The sequence below is a fragment of the Pseudomonas sp. AOB-7 genome (assembly GCF_003696305.1).
Classification (GTDB): Bacteria; Pseudomonadota; Gammaproteobacteria; order Pseudomonadales; family Pseudomonadaceae; genus Aquipseudomonas.
Window position 1 is genome coordinate 324,965 of sequence record NZ_RFFK01000002.1, and the last position, 19,294, is coordinate 344,258.

The 19,294-nt window shown below is 64.5% G+C and carries 18 protein-coding genes; 6 read left to right on the top strand and 12 right to left on the bottom strand.

Going from position 1 to position 19,294, the window contains the following annotated elements; all coding sequences use genetic code 11:
- The first annotated feature begins 12 nt into the window (after window positions 1-12).
- The 5 genes from EA796_RS05875 to tagQ all read left to right on the top strand — a co-directional run bounded on the left by EA796_RS05875 (window position 13) and on the right by tagQ (window position 7,767).
- A complete protein-coding gene (locus EA796_RS05875) occupies window positions 13-3,072 on the top strand; it encodes a serine/threonine-protein kinase (RefSeq protein WP_122107900.1) in 3,060 nt (1,019 codons plus the stop codon).
- Window positions 3,072-3,776: an ABC transporter ATP-binding protein gene (locus EA796_RS05880; protein WP_122107901.1), complete on the top strand. Its 705-nt coding sequence runs from the start codon at window positions 3,072-3,074 to the stop codon at window positions 3,774-3,776. Before EA796_RS05875 ends, EA796_RS05880 begins: the two co-directional genes overlap by 1 nt.
- Window positions 3,776-4,969: an ABC transporter permease gene (locus EA796_RS05885; protein ID WP_122107902.1), complete on the top strand. Its 1,194-nt coding sequence runs from the start codon at window positions 3,776-3,778 to the stop codon at window positions 4,967-4,969. Before EA796_RS05880 ends, EA796_RS05885 begins: the two co-directional genes overlap by 1 nt.
- Window positions 4,962-6,779 (top strand): SUMF1/EgtB/PvdO family nonheme iron enzyme, encoded by a 1,818-nt coding sequence (locus EA796_RS05890; protein WP_122107903.1) that lies wholly within the window; start codon window positions 4,962-4,964, stop codon window positions 6,777-6,779. Before EA796_RS05885 ends, EA796_RS05890 begins: the two co-directional genes overlap by 8 nt.
- An 88-nt stretch (window positions 6,780-6,867) precedes the next feature.
- The gene (gene tagQ / locus EA796_RS05895; protein WP_122107904.1) at window positions 6,868-7,767 is read left to right on the top strand and encodes a type VI secretion system-associated lipoprotein TagQ; all 900 of its coding nucleotides are present in this window, start codon (window positions 6,868-6,870) and stop codon (window positions 7,765-7,767) included.
- A 248-nt stretch (window positions 7,768-8,015) separates the two neighbouring features.
- On the opposite strand, the gene EA796_RS05900 is transcribed toward tagQ, so the two are convergent.
- From EA796_RS05900 to EA796_RS05910, 3 genes are read right to left on the bottom strand one after another with little or no spacing between them, the layout of a single operon-like run.
- Window positions 8,016-8,720: a glutamine amidotransferase gene (locus EA796_RS05900; protein ID WP_122107905.1), complete on the bottom strand. Its 705-nt coding sequence runs from the start codon at window positions 8,718-8,720 to the stop codon at window positions 8,016-8,018.
- Window positions 8,717-9,745 carry a homoserine dehydrogenase gene (locus EA796_RS05905; protein ID WP_122107906.1) on the bottom strand — a complete coding sequence of 343 codons (1,029 nt, stop codon included), beginning with the start codon at window positions 9,743-9,745 and terminating at the stop codon, window positions 8,717-8,719. Before EA796_RS05905 ends, EA796_RS05900 begins: the two co-directional genes overlap by 4 nt.
- Window positions 9,746-9,764: 19 nt before the next feature.
- Complete coding sequence (locus EA796_RS05910; protein ID WP_122107907.1) at window positions 9,765-10,187, bottom strand: VOC family protein; 423 nt, start codon at window positions 10,185-10,187, stop codon at window positions 9,765-9,767.
- A gap of 105 nt (window positions 10,188-10,292) precedes the next feature.
- Between EA796_RS05910 and EA796_RS05915 the strand changes: the two genes are divergently transcribed.
- The gene (locus tag EA796_RS05915) at window positions 10,293-11,162 is read left to right on the top strand and encodes a LysR family transcriptional regulator (protein WP_122107908.1); all 870 of its coding nucleotides are present in this window, start codon (window positions 10,293-10,295) and stop codon (window positions 11,160-11,162) included.
- A 512-nt stretch (window positions 11,163-11,674) separates the two neighbouring features.
- On the opposite strand, the gene EA796_RS23035 is transcribed toward EA796_RS05915, so the two are convergent.
- From EA796_RS23035 to EA796_RS05950, 9 genes are all read right to left on the bottom strand, one after another.
- A complete protein-coding gene (locus EA796_RS23035; RefSeq protein WP_147459030.1) occupies window positions 11,675-12,826 on the bottom strand; it encodes a DUF308 domain-containing protein in 1,152 nt (383 codons plus the stop codon).
- 168 nt (window positions 12,827-12,994) lie between these two features.
- Window positions 12,995-13,306: a hypothetical protein gene (locus tag EA796_RS23040; protein ID WP_147459031.1), complete on the bottom strand. Its 312-nt coding sequence runs from the start codon at window positions 13,304-13,306 to the stop codon at window positions 12,995-12,997.
- 69 nt (window positions 13,307-13,375) lie between these two features.
- The gene (locus EA796_RS23645; protein ID WP_122107909.1) at window positions 13,376-14,197 is read right to left on the bottom strand and encodes an abortive infection family protein; all 822 of its coding nucleotides are present in this window, start codon (window positions 14,195-14,197) and stop codon (window positions 13,376-13,378) included.
- 218 nt (window positions 14,198-14,415) lie between these two features.
- Window positions 14,416-14,691: a DUF971 domain-containing protein gene (locus EA796_RS05925; protein WP_122107910.1), complete on the bottom strand. Its 276-nt coding sequence runs from the start codon at window positions 14,689-14,691 to the stop codon at window positions 14,416-14,418.
- Window positions 14,688-15,671, bottom strand: a complete 984-nt coding sequence (locus tag EA796_RS05930) for a HEAT repeat domain-containing protein (RefSeq protein WP_122107911.1) — start codon at window positions 15,669-15,671, stop codon at window positions 14,688-14,690. Before EA796_RS05930 ends, EA796_RS05925 begins: the two co-directional genes overlap by 4 nt.
- Window positions 15,668-16,525 (bottom strand): ABC transporter ATP-binding protein, encoded by an 858-nt coding sequence (locus EA796_RS05935; RefSeq protein ID WP_122107912.1) that lies wholly within the window; start codon window positions 16,523-16,525, stop codon window positions 15,668-15,670. The genes EA796_RS05930 and EA796_RS05935 overlap by 4 nt, the downstream gene beginning before the upstream one ends.
- Entirely contained in the window at window positions 16,522-17,304 is a 783-nt protein-coding gene (locus EA796_RS05940; RefSeq protein ID WP_122107913.1) for an ABC transporter permease, read from the bottom strand. The genes EA796_RS05935 and EA796_RS05940 overlap by 4 nt, the downstream gene beginning before the upstream one ends.
- Before the next feature lie 132 nt (window positions 17,305-17,436).
- On the bottom strand, window positions 17,437-18,843 hold the full coding sequence (locus EA796_RS05945) for an ABC transporter substrate-binding protein (RefSeq protein WP_122107914.1): 1,407 nt from the start codon (window positions 18,841-18,843) through the stop codon (window positions 17,437-17,439).
- A gap of 180 nt (window positions 18,844-19,023) precedes the next feature.
- Window positions 19,024-19,269, bottom strand: coding sequence for a ferredoxin family protein (locus EA796_RS05950; protein WP_122107915.1), 246 nt, complete (start codon window positions 19,267-19,269; stop codon window positions 19,024-19,026).
- Window positions 19,270-19,294 lie beyond the last annotated feature (25 nt).

Below are 19,294 nucleotides of genomic sequence, written 5' to 3' on the forward strand. Positions count from 1 at the left end.
ACGCAGTAATCCATGGATATCGACATCCCCGGGTACGAGATCGAGCGCGAGCTGGGCGACGGCGCCATGGCCGTGGTCTACCTGGCGACCCAGCGCTCGCTGGAGCGCAAGGTGGCGCTCAAGGTGATGGCCGCCGCGCTGGCCGCCGACCCCAGCTTCTGCGAGCGCTTCCTGCGCGAGGGCAAGACCCTGGCGCGGCTGTCCCACCCCAATACCGTGACCATCCACGACATCGGCAACGTCGGCAGCCATTACTACATGGCCATGGAGTACCTGCCCAACGGCACGCTGAAGGAGCGCATCGCCGCCGGGCTGAGCGCCGAGCAAGGCATCCAGTACCTGCGCCAGATCGCCTCGGCGCTCGGCTATGCCCATGCCCAGGGCCTGGTGCACCGCGACGTCAAGCCGGCCAACATCCTGTTTCGCGCCGACGGCACCGCGGTGCTGTCGGACTTCGGCATCGCCAAGTCGCTGGAAGACCGCACCCAGTTCACCCAGGCCGGCTTCGCCGTCGGCACGCCCAGCTACATGAGCCCGGAGCAGGCGCGCGGTCAGCAGGTCGACGGCCGCGCCGACCTCTATGCGCTGGGCGTGGTGCTCTACGAGATTCTCACCGGCAAGCTGCCCTATGTCGGCGCCGACTCGCTGTCCACCGCGCTGGCCCACCTGACCCAGCCGCTGCCCGAGCTGCCGATTGCCCAGGGCCGCTACCAGCCGATTCTGTCGCGCCTGCTGGCCAAGGACCCGGCCGATCGCTTCCCCGATGCCGCCGCGCTGATCCAGGCGCTGGACGCACTATCCGCCAGCCCGACCCCCGCAAACGGCGGCGACAGCGAAGCTACCCAGTTCCGCCCGCTGGGCCTGCCGGAAACCCCGGCGCAGCGCTCCGGCGCGGCCGATCTCGGCGGCCTGCAGGCGGTCTCCGTCAACATGCCGCCGGCGCAGACCGAGCCGCCGCCACGGCCGGCCGACGAGCATGCCACCCGCGTGCCGCCGACGAAACCGAGCCCGCCGCCCGAACCCTCGCGCAGCCCCATGCTGGCCATAGTCGCGCTGGCCCTGGTCGGCCTGCTGGTGCTGGCCGGCGGCGGTTACTGGCTGTTCAGTGGTTCGCCCAAGCCACCGCCACAGGGGCAGGCGCAGAGCGACCCGCCGCCTGAGGAGACGAAGCCGCCGGTGGCGAACGGCGGCACGCCGGGCGCGCAGGCCAGCGACGGCGGCGAGCGTCCCTTGCTGATGCCGGGCAAGAAGAGCTTGTTCCAGCGCGTGCTGAGCAAACCCGAGGCGCGTCTGGCCAGCCAGCCCGGCGAGGCGGGGCAGGGCAGCGAGCTGCCGGCCTTCTCGGTGCTCTACGTCTACCGTCGCCAGGAGCACGGCGGACAGACCTGGCTGGAGGTCGGCGCCTCCAGCGACGGCACGCGCGAGGGCTGGCTGGCGGCCGCCGACGTCAGCGACTGGAAGCAGAGCCTGGTGCTGAAGTTCACCGAGCGTTCCGGGCGCTCGCCGGTGATGTTTCTCGACAGCCGCAGCGCGGTGGAACAGTACCTGGCCGATCCGGCGCAGGCGCGCACGGCGCTGCACCAGGCGCAGTTCGAAGAGCGCGTGGCGCCGCAGATCGTCGCCCTGGAGCCGGCGGCCAGCGCCATCCCGCAGGAGCAGTTCTACCTGCTGCCGATCTTCGAGTCGCACGAGACCTTCGACGGCAACGGCGCGCCGGTGCAGCTGCTGAACGTGGCGTCGATCGATCCGGGCGACGCCGAACGGGTGGTCGGCGATGGCAGTCCGCGCATCCAGCACGACAAGTTCCGCACCGGCATCGTCCTGGTGGTCGACACCTCGGTGTCGATGCAGCCCTATATCGACCGGGTGGCGCAGGTGGTCGACGAACTGCACCGGCAGATCGCCAGCCGCGGCGACCTGGACAGCGTCAGCTTCGGCCTGGTGGGTTTTCGCAGCAACGTCGACAAGACCCCGGGGCTGGAATACGTCAGCCGCACCCTGGTGAGCCTGGAGGAGGGCAGCGATCCGCAGCGCTTCGCCGAACTGGCGCGCCAGGTACGCGCCACCAACGTCTCCAGCCATGCCTTCAACGAGGACGCCTTCGCCGGGGTGATGGAGGCGGTCGAGGGCATGGACTGGACGCCCTACAGCGGCCGGCTGATCCTGCTGGTCACCGATGCCGGCGCGCTGCGCAAGAACGACCCACTGAGCCGCACCCAGATGAACGAGGCCGAGGTGCGCGAGGCGGCGTTGCGCAAGCAGATCAAGGTCTACGCCCTGCACCTGCGCACTCCGGTCGGCCGCGACAACCACGGCTTCGCCGAGCAGCAATACCGCAGCCTGACCGCCGACGCCAACCCGCAGATCGGCGACCTGTACATCCCGGTGGCCGATGGCGCGGTGGAGAAGTTCGGGCAGACTGTGAAGGAAATCGGACTGATCTTCGCCGAACTGGTGAACAAGGTGGCGAACAACCAGGTGCAGGCGCCGAATCAGCATCAATCGATCCGCAGCATTGCGGCGAAGACCTCGGCCATCGGCTACGCCATGCAGATGGATTTTCTCGGCCGCCGCGCCGCCGCCCAGGCACCGCAGCTGGTCACCGCCTGGACCGCCGACCACGACCTGACCAACCCCTCGCTGCCGGCCTTCCAGGTCTGCGTGCTGCTGACCAAGCTGCAGCTCAACGACCTGCAGCAGTCGCTCAAGCTGATCGTCGACGCGGCGCGGCGCACCCAGTCCTCGCCCAAGGATTTCTTCCAGGAGATCGCCAGCGCCAGCGCCTACATGAGTCGCGACCCCAGCGGCCTGAGCCAAGGCCGCAACCTGGCCGAGTCCGGCATCCTCGGCGAGTACCTGGAAGGGCTGCCGTACCGCAGCAAGTCGCTGAACATGACCCAGGAGCTGTGGCTGTCGCTCAGCGTCGCCGAACAGCAGGACTACATCGACGAGCTGGAGTCGAAGATCCGCCTGTACGAGACCTTCCATAACGACATCGCCCACTGGGTACGCTTCGGCGATGCGCAACCGGGCGACGCGCTGTACCGCGTGCCGCTGGCGACGCTGCCCTGATGCTGCGCCTGCGCGACATCGGCAAGAGCCGCCCGGGCTACCGCCTGCAGGTGCCGCGCCTGGACCTGCGCCCTGGCCAGCGCCTGGCCCTGGTCGGGCCCAGCGGCAGCGGCAAGAGCACCTTGCTCGACCTGCTGGCCCTGGTGCTCAGCCCGGATCCGGGCGGCACCCTGGAATTCACCCGCGACGGGCGCAGCACCGACATCGCCGGGCTCTGGCGCCACGACCGCCAGGATCAGCTGGCCGAGCTGCGCAGTCGGCTGATGGGCTACGTGCTGCAGACCGGCGGGCTGCTCGGCTTTCTCGACGTGCGCAGCAATATCGGCCTGTCGCGGGCCTTGCTCGGCCTGCCCGACGATGCCACGGTGCAGCGCCTGGCCGAGCGCCTGGAAATCGCCGACCAGCTCGACAAACTGCCGGCCGCGCTGTCGGTGGGCCAGCGCCAGCGCGTCAGCATCGCCCGCGCCCTGGCCCATGGCCCGGCCCTGGTGCTGGCCGACGAACCCACCGCCTCGCTCGACCCGCTCAACGCTGAGCGGGTCATGCAGCTGCTGGTGGAGCGGGCGCAGGAGCAGGACGCCTGCATCCTCATCGCCACCCACGACGAGACCCTGGCACGCCGCGTCGGCCTCGACCTGCAGCGCCTGGCGGTCGAGCGCGACGGCCAGGGCGGGGTGCTCGCCACCCTGCGGGAGGCCGGCTGATGCGCCTGGGGCTGATGGGCCGACTGGCCTGGCATGACTACCGCCGCGAAGGGCGGCTGTCGGCCTGCGCGGTGCTGGCCCTGGTCGCCGTATTGGCGCCCTTGCTGGTGCTGTTCGGTCTCAAGTTCGGTCTGATCAGCACCCTGACCGAGCGCCTGGAGCGCGACCCCGGCATTCGCGAGGTGATCCCGCTGGGCGGCGGCCGCTTCGGCAATGAGGCCATCGCCGAACTGCGCGCGCGGGCCGACGTGGCCTTCGTCGTGCCGCGTACCCGGCAGATCGCCGCCACCGCCGAGCTGTCCGCCGGCGCCGGCAGCCTCACCGTGGAGATGATTCCCACCGCACCGGGCGACCCGCTGTTGCCGCAGCAGGGTCAGCCCCTGGCGCTGGACGCCGTGGTGCTCAGCCAGCGTGCGGCAGAGAAACTCGGCGTCGCCGCCGGCGACGAACTGCAGGCCGCCTTCGGCCGCCAGGTCGGCGGGCGCAGCGAATTCCAGCGCACCCGCCTGCGCGTGCAGGCGGTGCTGCCGCTCAGCGCCTTCGCCCGCGACGCGCTGTTCGCCGACCTGCGCCTGCTGGAGGCGGCCGAGGACTATCGCGACGGCCTCGCTGTGCCGGCGTTCGGCTGGCCGGGTCTGCAGGAGACCCGCGACGCGCGGGTCTACCCGGGCTTTCGCCTGTACGCCGCCGATTTGGACAGCGTCGAAGTGCTACGCCGCCACTTCGCCAGCCGCAACCTGGAAGTGGCGACCCAGGCCGACACCATCGCCCAGGTGCGCTCGCTCAGCCGCAACCTGACCCTGGTGTTCTGGATCATCGCCTGCCTGGCCCTGGGCGGCGCCTTCGCCGCGATGACCGCCAGCGCCCTGGCCGCGGTGGAGCGCAAGCGCCGCGCGCTGTCGGTGCTGCGCCTGCTGGGTTTCTCGTCTTCCGCGATGGTCGCCTTCGTGGTACTGCAGGCGCTCTATACCGGATTGTTCAGCACTCTGCTGGCCTGGGCGCTGTATGCCGGCGCGGAACTCGGCCTGAACCAGCTGTTCCAGCACAACCCGGGCGAATACGCCTGCCGCCTGCTGGCCGGGCATTACCTGCTGGCCCTGTTGGTCACCCTGTTGTGCAGCAGCCTGGCGGCCGCTTCCGGCGGCTGGCGGGCGGCGCGAATCGAAGCTTCTGAAGGATTGCGCGATGTCTAGATGTCAGTGGCCTCTGCTGTTGCCCGCGTTGTTGGTGCTCGGCTGCTCCGAGGGTGAACAGGCCAAGCCCGTTGCCGCCAAGGTCGAGGCGGCGCAGGAAGCTGCGCCGAGCGTGGCGGAAGCGCCAGTCGAGGCGCCGCCGCCCAGTGCCGCCGCGGTACCCGCGCCGGCGCCAGGCAGCCCGGCCGACTACAACCCCAAGCCGCTGGAAGACGACGTCAGCCTGCCGCTGCCCTGCGGCGGCGAGATGGTCTTCCGCCACGTCTATATCCTCGCCCGCGGCACCCTGGACGACCGCGAGATCAGCCTCGGCTACCCCTTCAGCGAGGACGAGCCGGGCTATCAGCAGTCCTTCATCTCCGGCTACCGGCGCGATTTCATCAACGGCCAGTTCGTCGTCGAGGACCTGCCCGAGGACTGGCGATCGCGCATCGCCCCGACCCTGCCGATCCGCCAGGACGACGAGCTGCTCAAGCCCATGCTGTACTTCGTCGGCAAGTACGAGGTCACCGAGCGCCAGTACCAGCAGGTGATGGATCAGGCGCCGGCCCTGGTCGAAGGTGGCGAGGAGGTCTGCACGCCGGTCGCCGGCGGGGTGATGGCGCGCCGGCCCAAAGTCAATCTGTCGCGCTTCGAGGCCGAGCGCTTCGCCGCGGTGTACAGCGCCTGGCTGCTCAGGCACCACCGCGAACGCCTGCCGATCAGCGGCCGCGGCGAGAGCCTGGAAGACGGCGGCGTCGGCTTCGTGCGCCTGCCCACCGAGGTGGAATGGGAGTTCGCCGCCCGCGGCGGCCATGCAGTCAGCCGTCAGGAGCTGGAGGCGCGGTTGTTTCCACGGCGCGAGGAGGGCGTCGACGGCGATGGCCCCTTGGCCGACTGGGCGGTGTTCACCCAGGTCGCCGGCGGCACGGGGCAGGGCGCGCGGCTGCTGCCGGTGGGCAGCAAGAAGCCCAACCCACTGGGGCTGCACGACGTGATCGGCAATGCTGCCGAGATGGTCCACGATCCCTTCCAGATGGTTCACGCCGGGCGCCGCCAGGGCACCTATGGCGGTTTCGTGGTCAAGGGCGGCAACTACCTGGAAGGCGAGCTGACCCTGTTTACTGGCATGCGCCGCGAATATCCCTCGTTCGCCGCCGACGGCAGCGAGCAGCGCAACGAGACCACCGGCTTTCGCGTCGCCCTGGGCGCGCTGTCGGCGCCGCGCTCGCGCTATCAGGAGCTGTTCGAGCAATGGCAGAGGGAAGGGCGCCTGGCCGGCCTGACCGACGAGATCGAGGATGCCGACGACCCGACCCTGCTGCTCGACAACATCATCGCCGGCAGCGAAGACCCGGAGTTGCAGGCGCGCCTGGCGCTGATCAACGAGGAACTCAAGCGCAACGTCTCGCTGATCGCCCAGCAGCGCCAGGAGGCCGCGGCCAACCTGATCCAGTCCGCGGCGCTGGTGGCCGAGACGGTCAACAACTACAACATCCGCCTGACCAACCTGCAGAACAGCCTGAACCAGGCGCGCCAGGCCCAGGATCAGACCGCGGCGAAACTCTACGAGTCGGCCATCGCCAACGGCCGCAGCGCGCTGGACGGCGCGGTGAGCATCTATATCGACAACCTGGCCACCGGCACCCGCTACAGCGATGCGGTGATCCAGGCGCAGTTCCAGCGTACCCGTCAGGAGCTCGAGCGCCAGCCGGTGTTGGGCAAGAGTCTGGTGAAACGGGCTACGCTGTTTGTGAGGCATGTGGGCGAGTACCGCCTGCAACGCAAGGCTGATCCGGCGGCGATTCTCAAGGAGCTGCTGGCACCCTGACGTAGGAGAGCAGGCTGCGGGTGAGGGGCGCTGTACGCTCGAGCCGGCCCGGGATGGAATCAGACAACTCAAGCATGAGGCCAAGACCATGGAATATCCGCAGCAGATTCGCTTTCTACGCTCCTCCCTGATGTTCGCCGGCGCCTTTTCCGTCCTGTTGCTGGGCGGCTGCGCCAGCGTCGGTGGCGGGGTCAGCGCCAAGGTGGCCAAGACCACCCAGGCCAACTACTACCCGGCCTGTTACGAGCCGGTCAATCACCTGCGGGCCTCCGACGCGGCGATGCAGAAATCGGTGACCACCGGCGCGGTCACCGGCGGTCTGCTCGGTGGCCTGGCCGGCGCCCTGAGCGGCGGCGACCACGCCGGGCGCAACGCCCTGATCGGCGCCGCGGCCGGCGCCCTGGTCGGTGGCGCGGCGGGCTACTACACCGAGCGGCAGAAGCAGATCAGTGACGACCGCCAGCGCATCGCCTCCTACGGCAGCGATTTCGAGCGCAGCACCATGGACCTGGATCGCAGCATCGTCCACGCCAAGGCGGCGCAGGACTGCTACCAGCGCGAATTCGACAACCTGCGCGCCGCCCATCGCAGCAAGACCATGAGCGACAGCGAAGGGCGCAGTCGCTTCGCCGAGATCCTCAGCGGCCTGAAGGAAACCAACGCCTTGCTGGCCGCCGCCGACGGCCGCACCGGCGAAGACATCGATACCTACACCCAGGCCTACGAGAAGGACCTGCAACAGGTGGGCGTCGAGCGCCAACAGGTCGCCGTCGCCGCCAAGGTGGAAAGCGCGCCCGCGGCCAAACCGGCACCGGCGGCCAAGCCCGTGCCGCAAGAGGCGGTGGTCACCGAGCAGAAGATCCAGAAAGCCAGCGCCAAGCGCAGCGAGGCGCAACAGGTCAGCAGCCGCGGCACCGGCATGATCAGCAGCGCCTGCAGTAACCCCGATCTGGGCGACTGGGCACCCGATCCCTGCACCAGCGTGTAGTGCTCACAGCCAGCTGGCGTACTGCTGGGCACCTGAGAACGCTGCAATTGCTTGAGCAGTTGCGGCGTTCTTGTGGGAGAGCCGGCACCAGCAGGAGCGAATTCTGCTCGCCTATCTCTGACGCCTGGATAGGGCTGGAGGTGAGCTGACTCGAAACTGCCCGCGTTAACGGGTTAGATGTCGATAAAGCAGCCGCATCTCCATGTCTGGCGGCAGTCCTGCCACCAGGTTCGGGCTCTCTGACAGCTTCAGTGTTTCAGCTTCGCCAGCCAATCGTTGAGCATGACGGTGCCGGCTTGCTCCAGCGTGCGGGCGTAACGCTTGGCATCGTGGCGCAGGGTGACGGGGTCCAGGCCCGAGGTGGCCAATTCGCTTGCATGTCCCAGTAGCCAATGCTCGAAGCGGTCGCCGCGCACCTCTGGGTGGAACTGTAGGCCGAGCAAATTGGGGCCACGGGCAAAGGCCTGATGGCGGCACAGCGGTGTCGAGGCGAGGAGCGTACAGCCCTGCGGCAGATCGAAGGTGTCACCGTGCCAGTGCAGCACGGCAACGTCGCGCAGCGCGGCCAGAGGCTGAGACTTGGCTGAAGGCGCTAGTTCGAGCGTCGACCAGCCGATTTCCTTGGCCGGCCCGGGATAGACGCGCGCACCAAGTGCAGCGGCCATCAATTGCGCGCCGAGGCAGATACCCAGCGTCGGCCGGTCGGCTGCCAGGCGCGCGCGTAGCAATTGCAGCTCGTCGGCGACAAGTGGGTAGCTGTCGTGGTCGTAGACGCCGATGGGGCCGCCGAGTATCACCAGAAGGTCTGCGGCGAGTGGATCGAGTTGGCCGAGGTCGCGTTCCGCGGCATCGATGTATTCGATCTGGTAGCCGGCAGTGCGTAGAGGCGTCTCGAAGCTGCCAAGGTCTTCGAATCCGACATGACGGATGGCGTGCAGGGTGCGTCGGGTCATGCTGAATGTTCCGTAATGGAGACGGGGCGAGCGCCCCTGGCCTGGAGAATATGTTCAAAGTCCTTCAGCGCGGCGGCGGCCGTGGCGAGCGGTTCGACGCCGCAGCCGATGGCAATGGTCTCGCCCATGGCGTCGCTGCTGATACGGATCGCCTTGTTCTTCCCGTTCACTTGGGCGAATGGGTCGGACAGCGGGTAGGTCTTGATCCCGACGCTGGCGCGGATCGTGCCGCCTACCTGGCTAAGGCTGCCGACCAGCCGCGGAACCAGGCCCTGCGACTGCCAGGCATCGATACGCTGCGCCGTAACCGAGTGGATGCCTTCGACCTCGACATCAGACATCGTTAGGTTGGCGCCGAGGCCGAAGTTGGCCAGCAGCAGGAGTTTGCAGGCGGTATCCCATCCTTCGGTGTCGTTGCGCGTGTCCGCTTCGGCGAAGCCGCCGGTCTGCGCCTCGCGCAACGCCGCATCGAAACCGAGCCCCTGGGTGCGCATGGCATCGAGCAGGTAGTTGGTGGTGGCATTGAGAATGCCCTCTACGGCCAGCACCTTGCAGCCGGCCAGACTGTGTTCGAGCAGGTCGAGCGTGGGCAGGGCGGCCGCGGCTGCACCGCTGAGTTTCAGCTGCGCTCCAGAGGCGCGCGCCAGTTCGCGCAGCTGCGGCCCGCTGTGAACCAGCGCGCCTTTGGAAATGACGATGCAATCCTGCCCGGCCGACAACGCCGACCGAAGGTAGGCAAGGCCCGGTCCGCCGCTGCGAAAATCGCTGGGGCCGGCTTCGATGAGCACCGATGCGCCGCTCGCGGTCACGAAATCCGGCCCTGTCAGGCCGGGCTGCAGTGCGTCCAACTGATCCGCTTGCAGACCGTTGGCATCGGCCAGGCCGGTGCGTGAGCCACACACCGCAACCAGGCGCACGTCCACGCCGTAGAACTGGCGATAGCGTTCGCGGCGTTGCAACAGCAGGTTGGCCGTGGCGCGGCCGACACCGCCGAAACCGGCGATTGCCACCTTGAGCGTTTGCATGGCTTCGATCCTTTCGCGGTCAGCGGGCGAACAGGTTGTTGATGTCGGCGAAGGCCTTCATTTCGACGGCATTGCCGCTTGGATCCTTGAAGAACATGGTCGCCTGTTCGCCCGGCTCGCCCTTGAAGCGGATATAGGGCTCGATGATGAAGTCGACGCCCGCTGCGGTAAGGCGTTCGGCGGCGGCCTGCCACTGCGCCATCGACAGCATCACACCGAAATGACGTACCGGCACGCCGTGGCCGTCTACCGCGTTCGCCGGACCGGCGCCGGCCTCGCCGGGCGCCAGGTGCGCGACGATCTGGTGGCCATAGAAATTGAAGTCGATCCACTCCGGCGAGCTGCGACCCTCGCTGCAACCGAGCAGGTTGCCGTAGAAGTCACGGGCGGCGGCCAGGTCGTCAACCGGAAAGGCCAGGTGGAAGGGGCATAGCGCGGTCATTGGAGTTCCCTCGTTGTGGGTGAGTGGAATCATCCTAGTCGGCGACAATGTTCATAAAAAACTATATGTTCTGATCATGAGCAAAACGGAATCTTATCAATCGCCATGATCACCGAATTACGCACCCTGATCGCCGTCGCCCGTTATGGCACCTTCAGTGCGGCGGGCGACCGGGTCGGCCTGACGCAGGCTGCGGTCAGCGGCCATATGCGGCGCCTGGAAGAAACCCTGGGTTTTACCCTGTTTGATCGCACCGGTCGCTCGGCCACGCTGAACGCCGCCGGGCTGCGCACGCTTGCCCGTGCCGAGGCGCTGGTCGCCGGTTTCGATGCATTGGGCGAGCCGAACCAGGACGAGGAGTGGGCCCGGCCGTTGGAGATCGGCGCGATTGCCTCGGTGCAGGCGACCGTCCTGACGCGCGCGTTGGTGCCGTTTCGCCAGCGCTTTGCCAACTGTCGAGTGAATCTGTCGCCAGGCGTTTCCCTGCAACTGATGGATCGAGTAGAAGCAGGGGAGCTCGATCTGGCCATCCTCATCCGCCCGGCATTCGAACCGCCGCGGGAACTGGAATGGACGCCGCTGGCATGCGAGAACTATGTCCTGCTGGCAGCAGGCAATGTGCCTGGCGAAGACTGGCGCTCAGTGATTCGCGAGCAGCCCTTTATTCGTTACAACCGATCCTCATTCGGTGGACGACAGGTGGAGCGGTACCTGCGCGATCACTCGATAGCTCTGCAGGAATGGATAGAGGTCGATGATATCCAGGCCATGCTGTCGATGGTCGAGAACGGCCTCGGTGTGGCGGTGGTGCCACTTACGGAAACCATCCTGCCGCTACCGGGGAGCGTTCGCGCCATCGAGCTTGGCCCAGCGCCGATCCACCGCGAAATCGGCGCCCTGTATCCCAGGATCAGCCGCTCGGCGGCCATGGCGGGCTTTATCGAATGCCTGCAGAGCGTAGGCGTGGCTCGATAAAGAAGCCGTCGCGCTCGAGGTGAACGCAACATCGACACGTCCTTCGCCAGAGGTCTTGAGAGGGGGCTAACGAATCGGGGGCTGGTGCATTCATGCACATATCTGAAATAGCACATGATTTAACAATGAAGGCCGTTTCGGCACGTGTTGCGCCTCTGGACTTGCTGAGAGCCAAGCTATTCACAACCTCTTGGCCAGAGAAGTGAGGGGAGGCCTGTTGCACTAAAAAAGCGCGGCAGTGTTGCACGCATTTTGTTACAGACTCTCATAGCTTAGCCCTCACAGACCCTCATCTGTTGGGCTGGAGGTGGGTGATGAAGAACTCTCATGCGGTGATGAAGAACTCCCATGCGGTGATGAAGAACTCTCAGGGGCTGTTTCTTGCCGCTTGCTCCTGGCTCCAGCATGGGATTCATTGCTCTACCTCCCCACCGAGTATCCGCGTGCAGCAGAGGACGTTGGGGAGGGGAGGCGCTCTATGAAACCTTGGAATTTCCGCAACTAGCTACCAGCTATAAAGCCGAGAGAACAGTTTTCAGTTGTAGGTAGACAAACCAAGCAAATGAAGAAGCGCTCATTGATAGTAGTAGAATCATTATTAGCCTTCTCCATGGATACATACTCTCCTGCCAGAAGGCCACAATTTCGGCAAAGACTGAAGCGCTGCCATCCTCGGCAAAGAGGTAGACTAATCCCTCGGCCTCCCTGGAAATATGCACTGCGCTACGTTTTGGTACTTGATGTGAAATCTCCACATTGGAGTCATGCCAGTGCACGACAAGATCTCCTACCTTCGCACCACACCCTTGCTCTGCAAGATATTCGTCGACTCTACTTAATGACAGGCTTCTAACAAGAGGGCGACTACTTTCATATACAACGGATGGAGAAAAAGCCTCCAGTTTTCCATTGCATCTATTCTGGCGCCATGGCCGAGTCTTGCTGATAATTTCATATTCATGCAGGGCACTTTCTATATGAGCGCACGCATAAACACCAAAGCCAGAAAATGCTGGAACACCGTAGCTCTGCATGATCACCAAGGTTGTTCGATCATGCGCATTGTTTTCAATTTGCAGTCGGGCCGGATGAGGCAGCCATTCTATTTTTTTCCACCACCGCCGTAGCTCATCCTCAACTAGTGCTTGCAACCATCGTCTATGGTGCTGCCCCAAATAACGGGGAGTTCCCTTTAGCGTCTGCTTCAAGAGTAGAGGGCAACTCAAGGAAAACCACACCCCAGCAATAAGATAAAGTAATCCAGCGATCAGTAGCCAGTTAAATACCTCCCCGTTCACTCCTTCACCTCTTAGCCCAGGTGCTGCTTGAAAAAAAGCACTGACTAAGCCACCAATAGCAGCAAATCGAATTCCTGTTGAGGTTGTAAGATGAGATAAGAACGTCCAGCTGGTTCTTTGCCGCAGCCAGTGATATCGCATCTCTTGCCTTGTGTTTCGGCGATTCTCGGGGGATGATTTATACATATCCTGAGGGGGAAACTCGTTAAAGAACCACGCCAAAGGGTTCTGCTCAAAAAATCTCTCAATGCGCATCTTTCTGCGATGACGCGCCACCATTTGGTAGTACTCTTTAGCTGTCTGAAGTGGTATTTCATCAGCGTGCTTATTTTTCCCACTCTTTAGTTCTTGATCTTGCTCAGGCATCTAACTGCCACTCCTTAAATACATCGAATATGAATAATCACTGGGATGCCATTGCCAGTCAGTCCCTGGCTTTCAAAGGTGGCGTTAGCCCCTTGCGCGGAAATTCTAGCCTGGACGGGCCAAAGCTGAGTAAACCTATGCTAGGAGTATGACGTCACCCTAGGGTCGCTAGAATCGACCCGCCATGTAAATATCCACTATTGACTGCAGTTCCAGATTGCGCCCTCGATAGGTTTGCTCTATTTGCTTATAGATTTCTACATTTGCGCCTGATAAAGAATAACCTACATCAAAGACCTCTTGCTTCAGAGCATTCCAGTCGTCAATTAGCTGCATATCAGGAAAAGGCTTTTGGCTCTCGGCATGTATTAAGTATCCGAGGGTGGAGGTCAGGAAATTTAATGTATCCTCCGTGCTTTCCAGTAGCTCCAGGCATTGGCGATGGTCCATTCCATGGGCTTCAGCTCCAGGCAGTAGCATAATACCCTCCGTCTTAATGATTAAGATGTGGTGTGCGCAGTTCTATCGGCACTAGTAATGTTACGGCGATTAGTTACTCAGCTCGAATTCCTCCAATAAATACAGGGCCGCCGCTCCGGCCAGGTTTACACAGAAACCTGCCTCGGCCTTTGTTGGTGGAGTGCTAATCGAAGTTGCACTGTGTGCATCGCCGTATTTATTTCTCATATCGCCAACGCTCCAAATAATTGAGCTCAAACTCTCAATTACTCTCTCGACATGCTTTCCCTTAGTCTCTAGCCCAAGAGCATCAATCGCTCTAAGGAGAAACATGAGGAAATTCCGCCACCGCAGAGCTTCAGTCCGAAATGGATTTCTTGATGACGTCGGCGAGAAAACCTCGTAGAGATCCTCTACGACCGCTGCGGGCAGAGCTCGAATAGCGACCGGGGGTTTTGGCCTCGCCGGTGAGACTTGGGAATAAAGGCGATCAAGCCTTAAGAGCCTGCTGTGAACTTTGCTGTATTCATTGGCTGACGAGGCGCTCAGGTGACTAACAGTATCCGCGACAAATGATCTCGCTGATCCCCATGCTTGATTGTTATTGACGCCGCGTAGGCTGCCATCATTCCTGAGGCTAGCTAGAAAGCTGCTTAGAGCTGATTCGAGCGCAGGCATATCTAGCTCGGAAAGCATTCGATCCAAAGCGCCGGATCCGAGCTGTCGATCAGTCACCTGGTAGAACCGTTCTACTGCGTATAGGTGATGCCCTCGGGTTGTGAGTCCCATATTGGCCTTAAGAACATCCGCCCAGACAGTTGCCCAGAACCGAGGGAGGCCTAGGTCATCCACCAGGAGCCAGCCCTTGATTGATTTTGGAGTAGATGGATTTCGAAGCTTGATGCATGCCATGGGGCGACGATGCTAGAGACGAAGAACCATCACTGGCAAGCCTGAAGTCGAGAAGCATGGGCCGCCATGCGGCTTAATAGGAGCGTAAATGCAACACTCTTGAAACGGCACTCACTTAACATAATATACATTATGCGAAGTATAGGGTTAAAACCCCTGAGCAGATCTGCTCACGATTTTAAGCAGATCCTAAGTGCTCTCTCTCGCCATCACCAGCCTCAGGATGTCAGCCCACGCAGGTAGTCCCAGGGATAGATGCCACGGTCGTGGCCATCGCTGAAGATCAGTTGTACGCCATAGCCCCGGGCGTTGATGGCCTGCACGCGGATGTCGCTCGGCGCTAGGTCGATGCGTCCGTGCAGGCGCGCAGCGCGGCACTGCGAGCATGGGCAGGCAGCGCGCAGACGCATGTGGGCAAGCTCGCTACGGCTGCCGTCCGGCCAGTCCAGCAGGAGCTGGCCAGCGGCGCTGCGCAGAGACGTTGGTGCGGTCACTGGCCTGCACCCTGCAACTGTGCGAGGGCGATGCGCACGGCCTTGCGTACCTCCGGGTCGCCGTCGTTTTCCGCAGCCTGCAGCGCCGGCACGGCGTTCGGATCGGCCAGCTCGCCGAGGGCCAGGGCCGCCTCCTTGCGCAGGTTGCTGATGCTGTGGCCGAGCAACTCCACCAGCGCCGGCAAGGCAGCAGCATGGCGCAACTTGCCCAGCGCTCGGGCGGCGCGCAGGCGCACCTGCCAGTAGCCATCGCCAAGCGCTTCGATCAGCGCCGCGCCGGCTTCGTTCAGACCGACCTTGCCGAGGGTGGTGGCGGCCTCCTCGCGCACCTGCCATTCGCGATCGTGCAAGGCTGCGCGCAAGGCCGGCAGCACGCTGGCATCGCGCGCCAGCCCCAGGGCGCCGGTGGCGGCGCGGCGCACTTCGGTATCGGCGTCGTCACTGGCCAGTCGCGCCAGGGCCGGCAACGCCTCATGCTGCTTGAGCCAGCCGAGAATGCCGACCGCCTCGCGACGGACGAAGGCGTCGCTGTCGTCCAGCGCCTTGAGCGCCTGCGGTGCAGCGTCGGCCAGGCGCAGCTCGCGCAATGCACGCAGGGCGCTGGCGCGGACGAAGGCATCGGCGTGTCTGGCCCAGGGCAGGATCACCCGTCCGGCTTCGACAGTTTTCAATTCGCTCAGGCTTTGTGCGGCGGCGCTGCGTACGCGCTCATCGGCATCGGCCAGCGCGGCGCACAGGGCAGAGACCACCTCGGGCTCCTCCCAGGCTTCGAGCAGGCGCGCCGCTTCGGCGCGCACGGCGGCGTCGGCATCCTCGCGCAGGGCGCGGGCGAGCCAGGGCAAGGCGTCCGGATCCTCCAGATCGGCCAGGTCGATCAGCGCGATGCGGCGAATGCCGGCGTCATCGGCGGCCAGACGCGGCAGCAGGTCGAGGATGTCGGGGTTGTCGGTGGCCAGGTCGGCAAGGTTCAGGTCGGTCATAGGGCTATTCGCAAGGGCGGATGGTCGGTGGTCGGCAGGCCCAGCGGCGTCAGGCGCGGCAGTTCGCGGCCGTCCTCGTGGCGCAGCAGTTCCAGGCAGTGGCGCTTGAGGTGGGTGAAGCCGGGGCTGGTGAGCAGGCTGGCATTGCGCGGGCGCGGGAATTCCAGGCGCAGGTCTTCGATGAAGCGCCCCGGGCGCGGGCTCATCACCAGAATGCGGTCGGCGAGGAACAATGCCTCGTCGATATCATGGGTAACAAACACCACAGTGGTGCGGATGCGTGTCCAGATATCCAGCAGCAGCTCCTGCATGCGTGCACGAGTCTGCGCATCCAAGGCGCCGAAGGGTTCGTCCATCAGCAGCAGGCGCGGCCGGTTGATCAGCACGCGGGCAATCTCGGCGCGTTGTTGCATGCCGCCGGACAGTTGATTGGGCCAACGCTGGGCGAAGTCCTGCAGGCCGACCAGGCGTAACATCTCCAGCGCCTGCTCGCGCCGTTGCGTCCTGCCGATGCCCTGCATCTTCAGGCCGAAGGCGACGTTGTCCAGCACGCTGCGCCAGGGCAGCAAGGTGTGGTGCTGGAACACCATGCCGCGCTGCGGCGATGGCCCGGCGACGGCATTGCCATCGACCAGCAGGCTGCCGCCGCTGAGCTGCAGGTGCCCGGCCAGGGCGCCGAGCAACGTCGACTTGCCGCAGCCGGAAGGCCCGAGAATGCAGACGAACTCGCCGGGTTCGATGGCAAAGTCCAGGCGTTGCACAGCCTCGAAGGCTTCACGGCCCTGGCCGAGACGGATGGACAGTTGCCGGCCGTCGATACGCCCCGGCGTTGGAGCCTGTTGGTAGACACTCATGCGCGCTTGCCTCCGCTCTGGTACCAGGGGGTGGCGAAGGCGCCGAGGCGCCGCACCAGGGTGCTGCTGGCCATGCCAAGCACGCCGATCAGCAGCATGCCGACGACGATGTCCGGGTAGTTCTGCAAGGTGTAGGACTCCCAGGTGTAGTAGCCGATGCCGAACTGGCCGGAGATCATCTCGGCGGTGACCAGGCAGAACCAGGAGGTGCCCATGCCGATGGCCAGGCCGGTGACGATGCTGGGCGCGGCGCCGGGCAGGATCACCTCACGCAGGATGGCCAGGCGCCCTGCCCCGAGGCTGCGCGCGGAGGCCACCAGGCGCGGGTCGACGCCTTCGACACCGTGGATGGTGTTGAGCAGAATGGGGAACAGCGCGCCGGTGAAGGTGATGAAAATCATCGACGCCTCCGACGAGGGAAACATCAGGATGGCCAGGGGAATCCAGGCCACGGCGGGAATCGGCCGCAGCACCTCCAGCGGTGGCAGCAGGCTGTCTTCGGCCCACTTCGAACGGCCGATGGCCAGCCCCAGCAGCACGCCAAAGGCGGCAGCGGCCAGGTAACCGGTAAACACCCGGCCCAGGCTGCTGCCGAGGTGGTCGGCGAGCTTGCTCGATTGCAGCAGGTGCCAGGCGGCATCCAGCACCGAGGCCGGCGTGGGCACGTAGGTGAAGGCGATCAGCCCCAGATCCAGGCGCTGGTTGGCAGCGACCTGCCAGAACAGCAGGCAGGCGGCCAGCGAGGCCAGGCGCAGGGGCCAGCGGTATAGCGGGTTCATGGCAATCTCCGTAGCCCGGATGAAATCCGGGAAGAACCGTGCTGCGTTGCCCCGGATTTCATCCGGGCTACGTCAGGCCCTCTGCCATCGCCCTCTCGCCGGATCGGAAGGCAGTGGACAGAGGGCCAGGTCTTAGCGGCTGGCCAGCAGTTTCTGGTTGACGCTGACGAAGTCCAGCGCTTCGCCGCCATTGGCCTGGGCGTAGGACTCGGCCTGCTGCTTGAGCAGGAAGGCCTTCAGCTGGCCCTTGCCGTCACGCACGAACCAGGCCTGGTTGGCCAGCAGCTTGATCCCGCTATCGGCGGCCTGGGCGTAGATGGCGCGGATGTCCTTGCCCTCCTCTTCCAGCACGGCCAGAGCCTGCAGGGCAGCCTCGGGCGATGCGTAGTGGCGCACCTTGTCCTCGCCGCGCACCCAGATCTGCGCCAGACGCTTGAAGTCGGTGATCGGCTTGCCGGTCAGGGCATCCCTGGCCTGTAGCGGCAATGGTGCGTAATTGCCCAGTTTCTTGTCGTAGTCCAGCCCGGATGCCTTGAAGGCCGCGCGAATGTACTGGTCGTCGATGAACTTGGCGGTATCCAGGCCCCGATCGGTGCGCTTGAGCAGCTTGAGGGTGTCGATGGAGGTGGCCACCGCCTGACGGTACTCGGGCTTCCAGCTCAGATCGCGGGTCTGCAGGCCCAGCGGGCCATGGAACAGGTAGTTCACCTCGGCCTCGATGCCGGTGACCTTCTCGATCAGTTCGCTGTATTTCTCCGGCTCGGCTGCCAGCAGTTGGTCGGCTTCGATTCCGGCGCGCAGGTAGGCGATGACGATCTCCGGGTACTTCTTCGCGTAATCGGCATCCACCAGGGCACCGTGGAAGGTCGGCGCCTCGGCCTGGGAGCCGTCGAAGATCTTGCGGGCGAAACCGCGGTTGGGGAACAACTCGGCGAAGGGCACGAAGTCGGCGTGCGCCTCGATGCGGTTGCTGCGCAGCGCCGAGCCGGCGATCTCCGGGGCCTGGGCGATGATGCGCACGTCCTTTTCCGGGTCCCAGCCCTGCGCCGCCACCGCGCGCAGCAGCATGCCATGGGCGGTGGAGGCAAACGGTACCGAAATGGTCTTGCCCTTGAGCTCGCTCAGCGACTGCACGCTGGACGAGGCCGGCACCACGATACCGTTGCCACTGCCCTTGATGCTGCCGGACAGCACGCTGATGAACAGGCTCTGCTTGCCGGCATCCAGATGAGCGACGCCGTTGAAGGAGCCGGGGAAGTCGGCCATGGCGCCGAAATCCAGCTTGCCGGCGACCATTTCGTTGGTCAGCGGCGCGCCGCTGGTGAAATTCTTCCACTCGATGACGTACTGGGCGTCCTTGTACTTGCCGTCTTTCGGCAGGTACTTGTCGAGCAGACCCAGCTCGCGAATGAGCAGGCCGCCAGCGGCGCAGTTGATGGTGGTGTCCTGGGTGCCGATGGCAATCCGGATGGCTTCGGCCGACGCCTGGGTGGCGGCGATTGCCAGCGCGAGGCCGGCCAGGGTGCTACGCAAGAGCATGGGTATTCTCCCCTCGAATCATTGAGTGTTGGAATCGTCTCCGCCAGCAGGTGGGCCGGTGGGAAACGAGGGGTATTGCATCAGGCGTCCGGTGGTTGGCCGGATGGCGGGTTTTGCTTGTTTGTATCCCGGATGGGATCCGGTAACGACGAGCTACGCAGGCTGCGCCGTATGCATGAGTCAACGCAGCAGGTAAGGAATCTCCACCTGCACCGCACCGGTCGGGCAGTCCTTCTCGCAGGGCATGCAGTACCAGCATTCGTCGAAGGCCATGTAGGCCTTCTGCGTGGCCGGGTTGATCGCCAGCAGGTCCATCGGGCAAACCTCGACGCATACGGTGCAGCCCTTGTCGGCGATGCACTTGTCTTCGTCGACGGTCACCGGCGCGCTGCTGCGAAAGAAAATTTCCTGGGGTTGATAGGCCATTTCACAGTTCCTCGGAGCCTCGTGG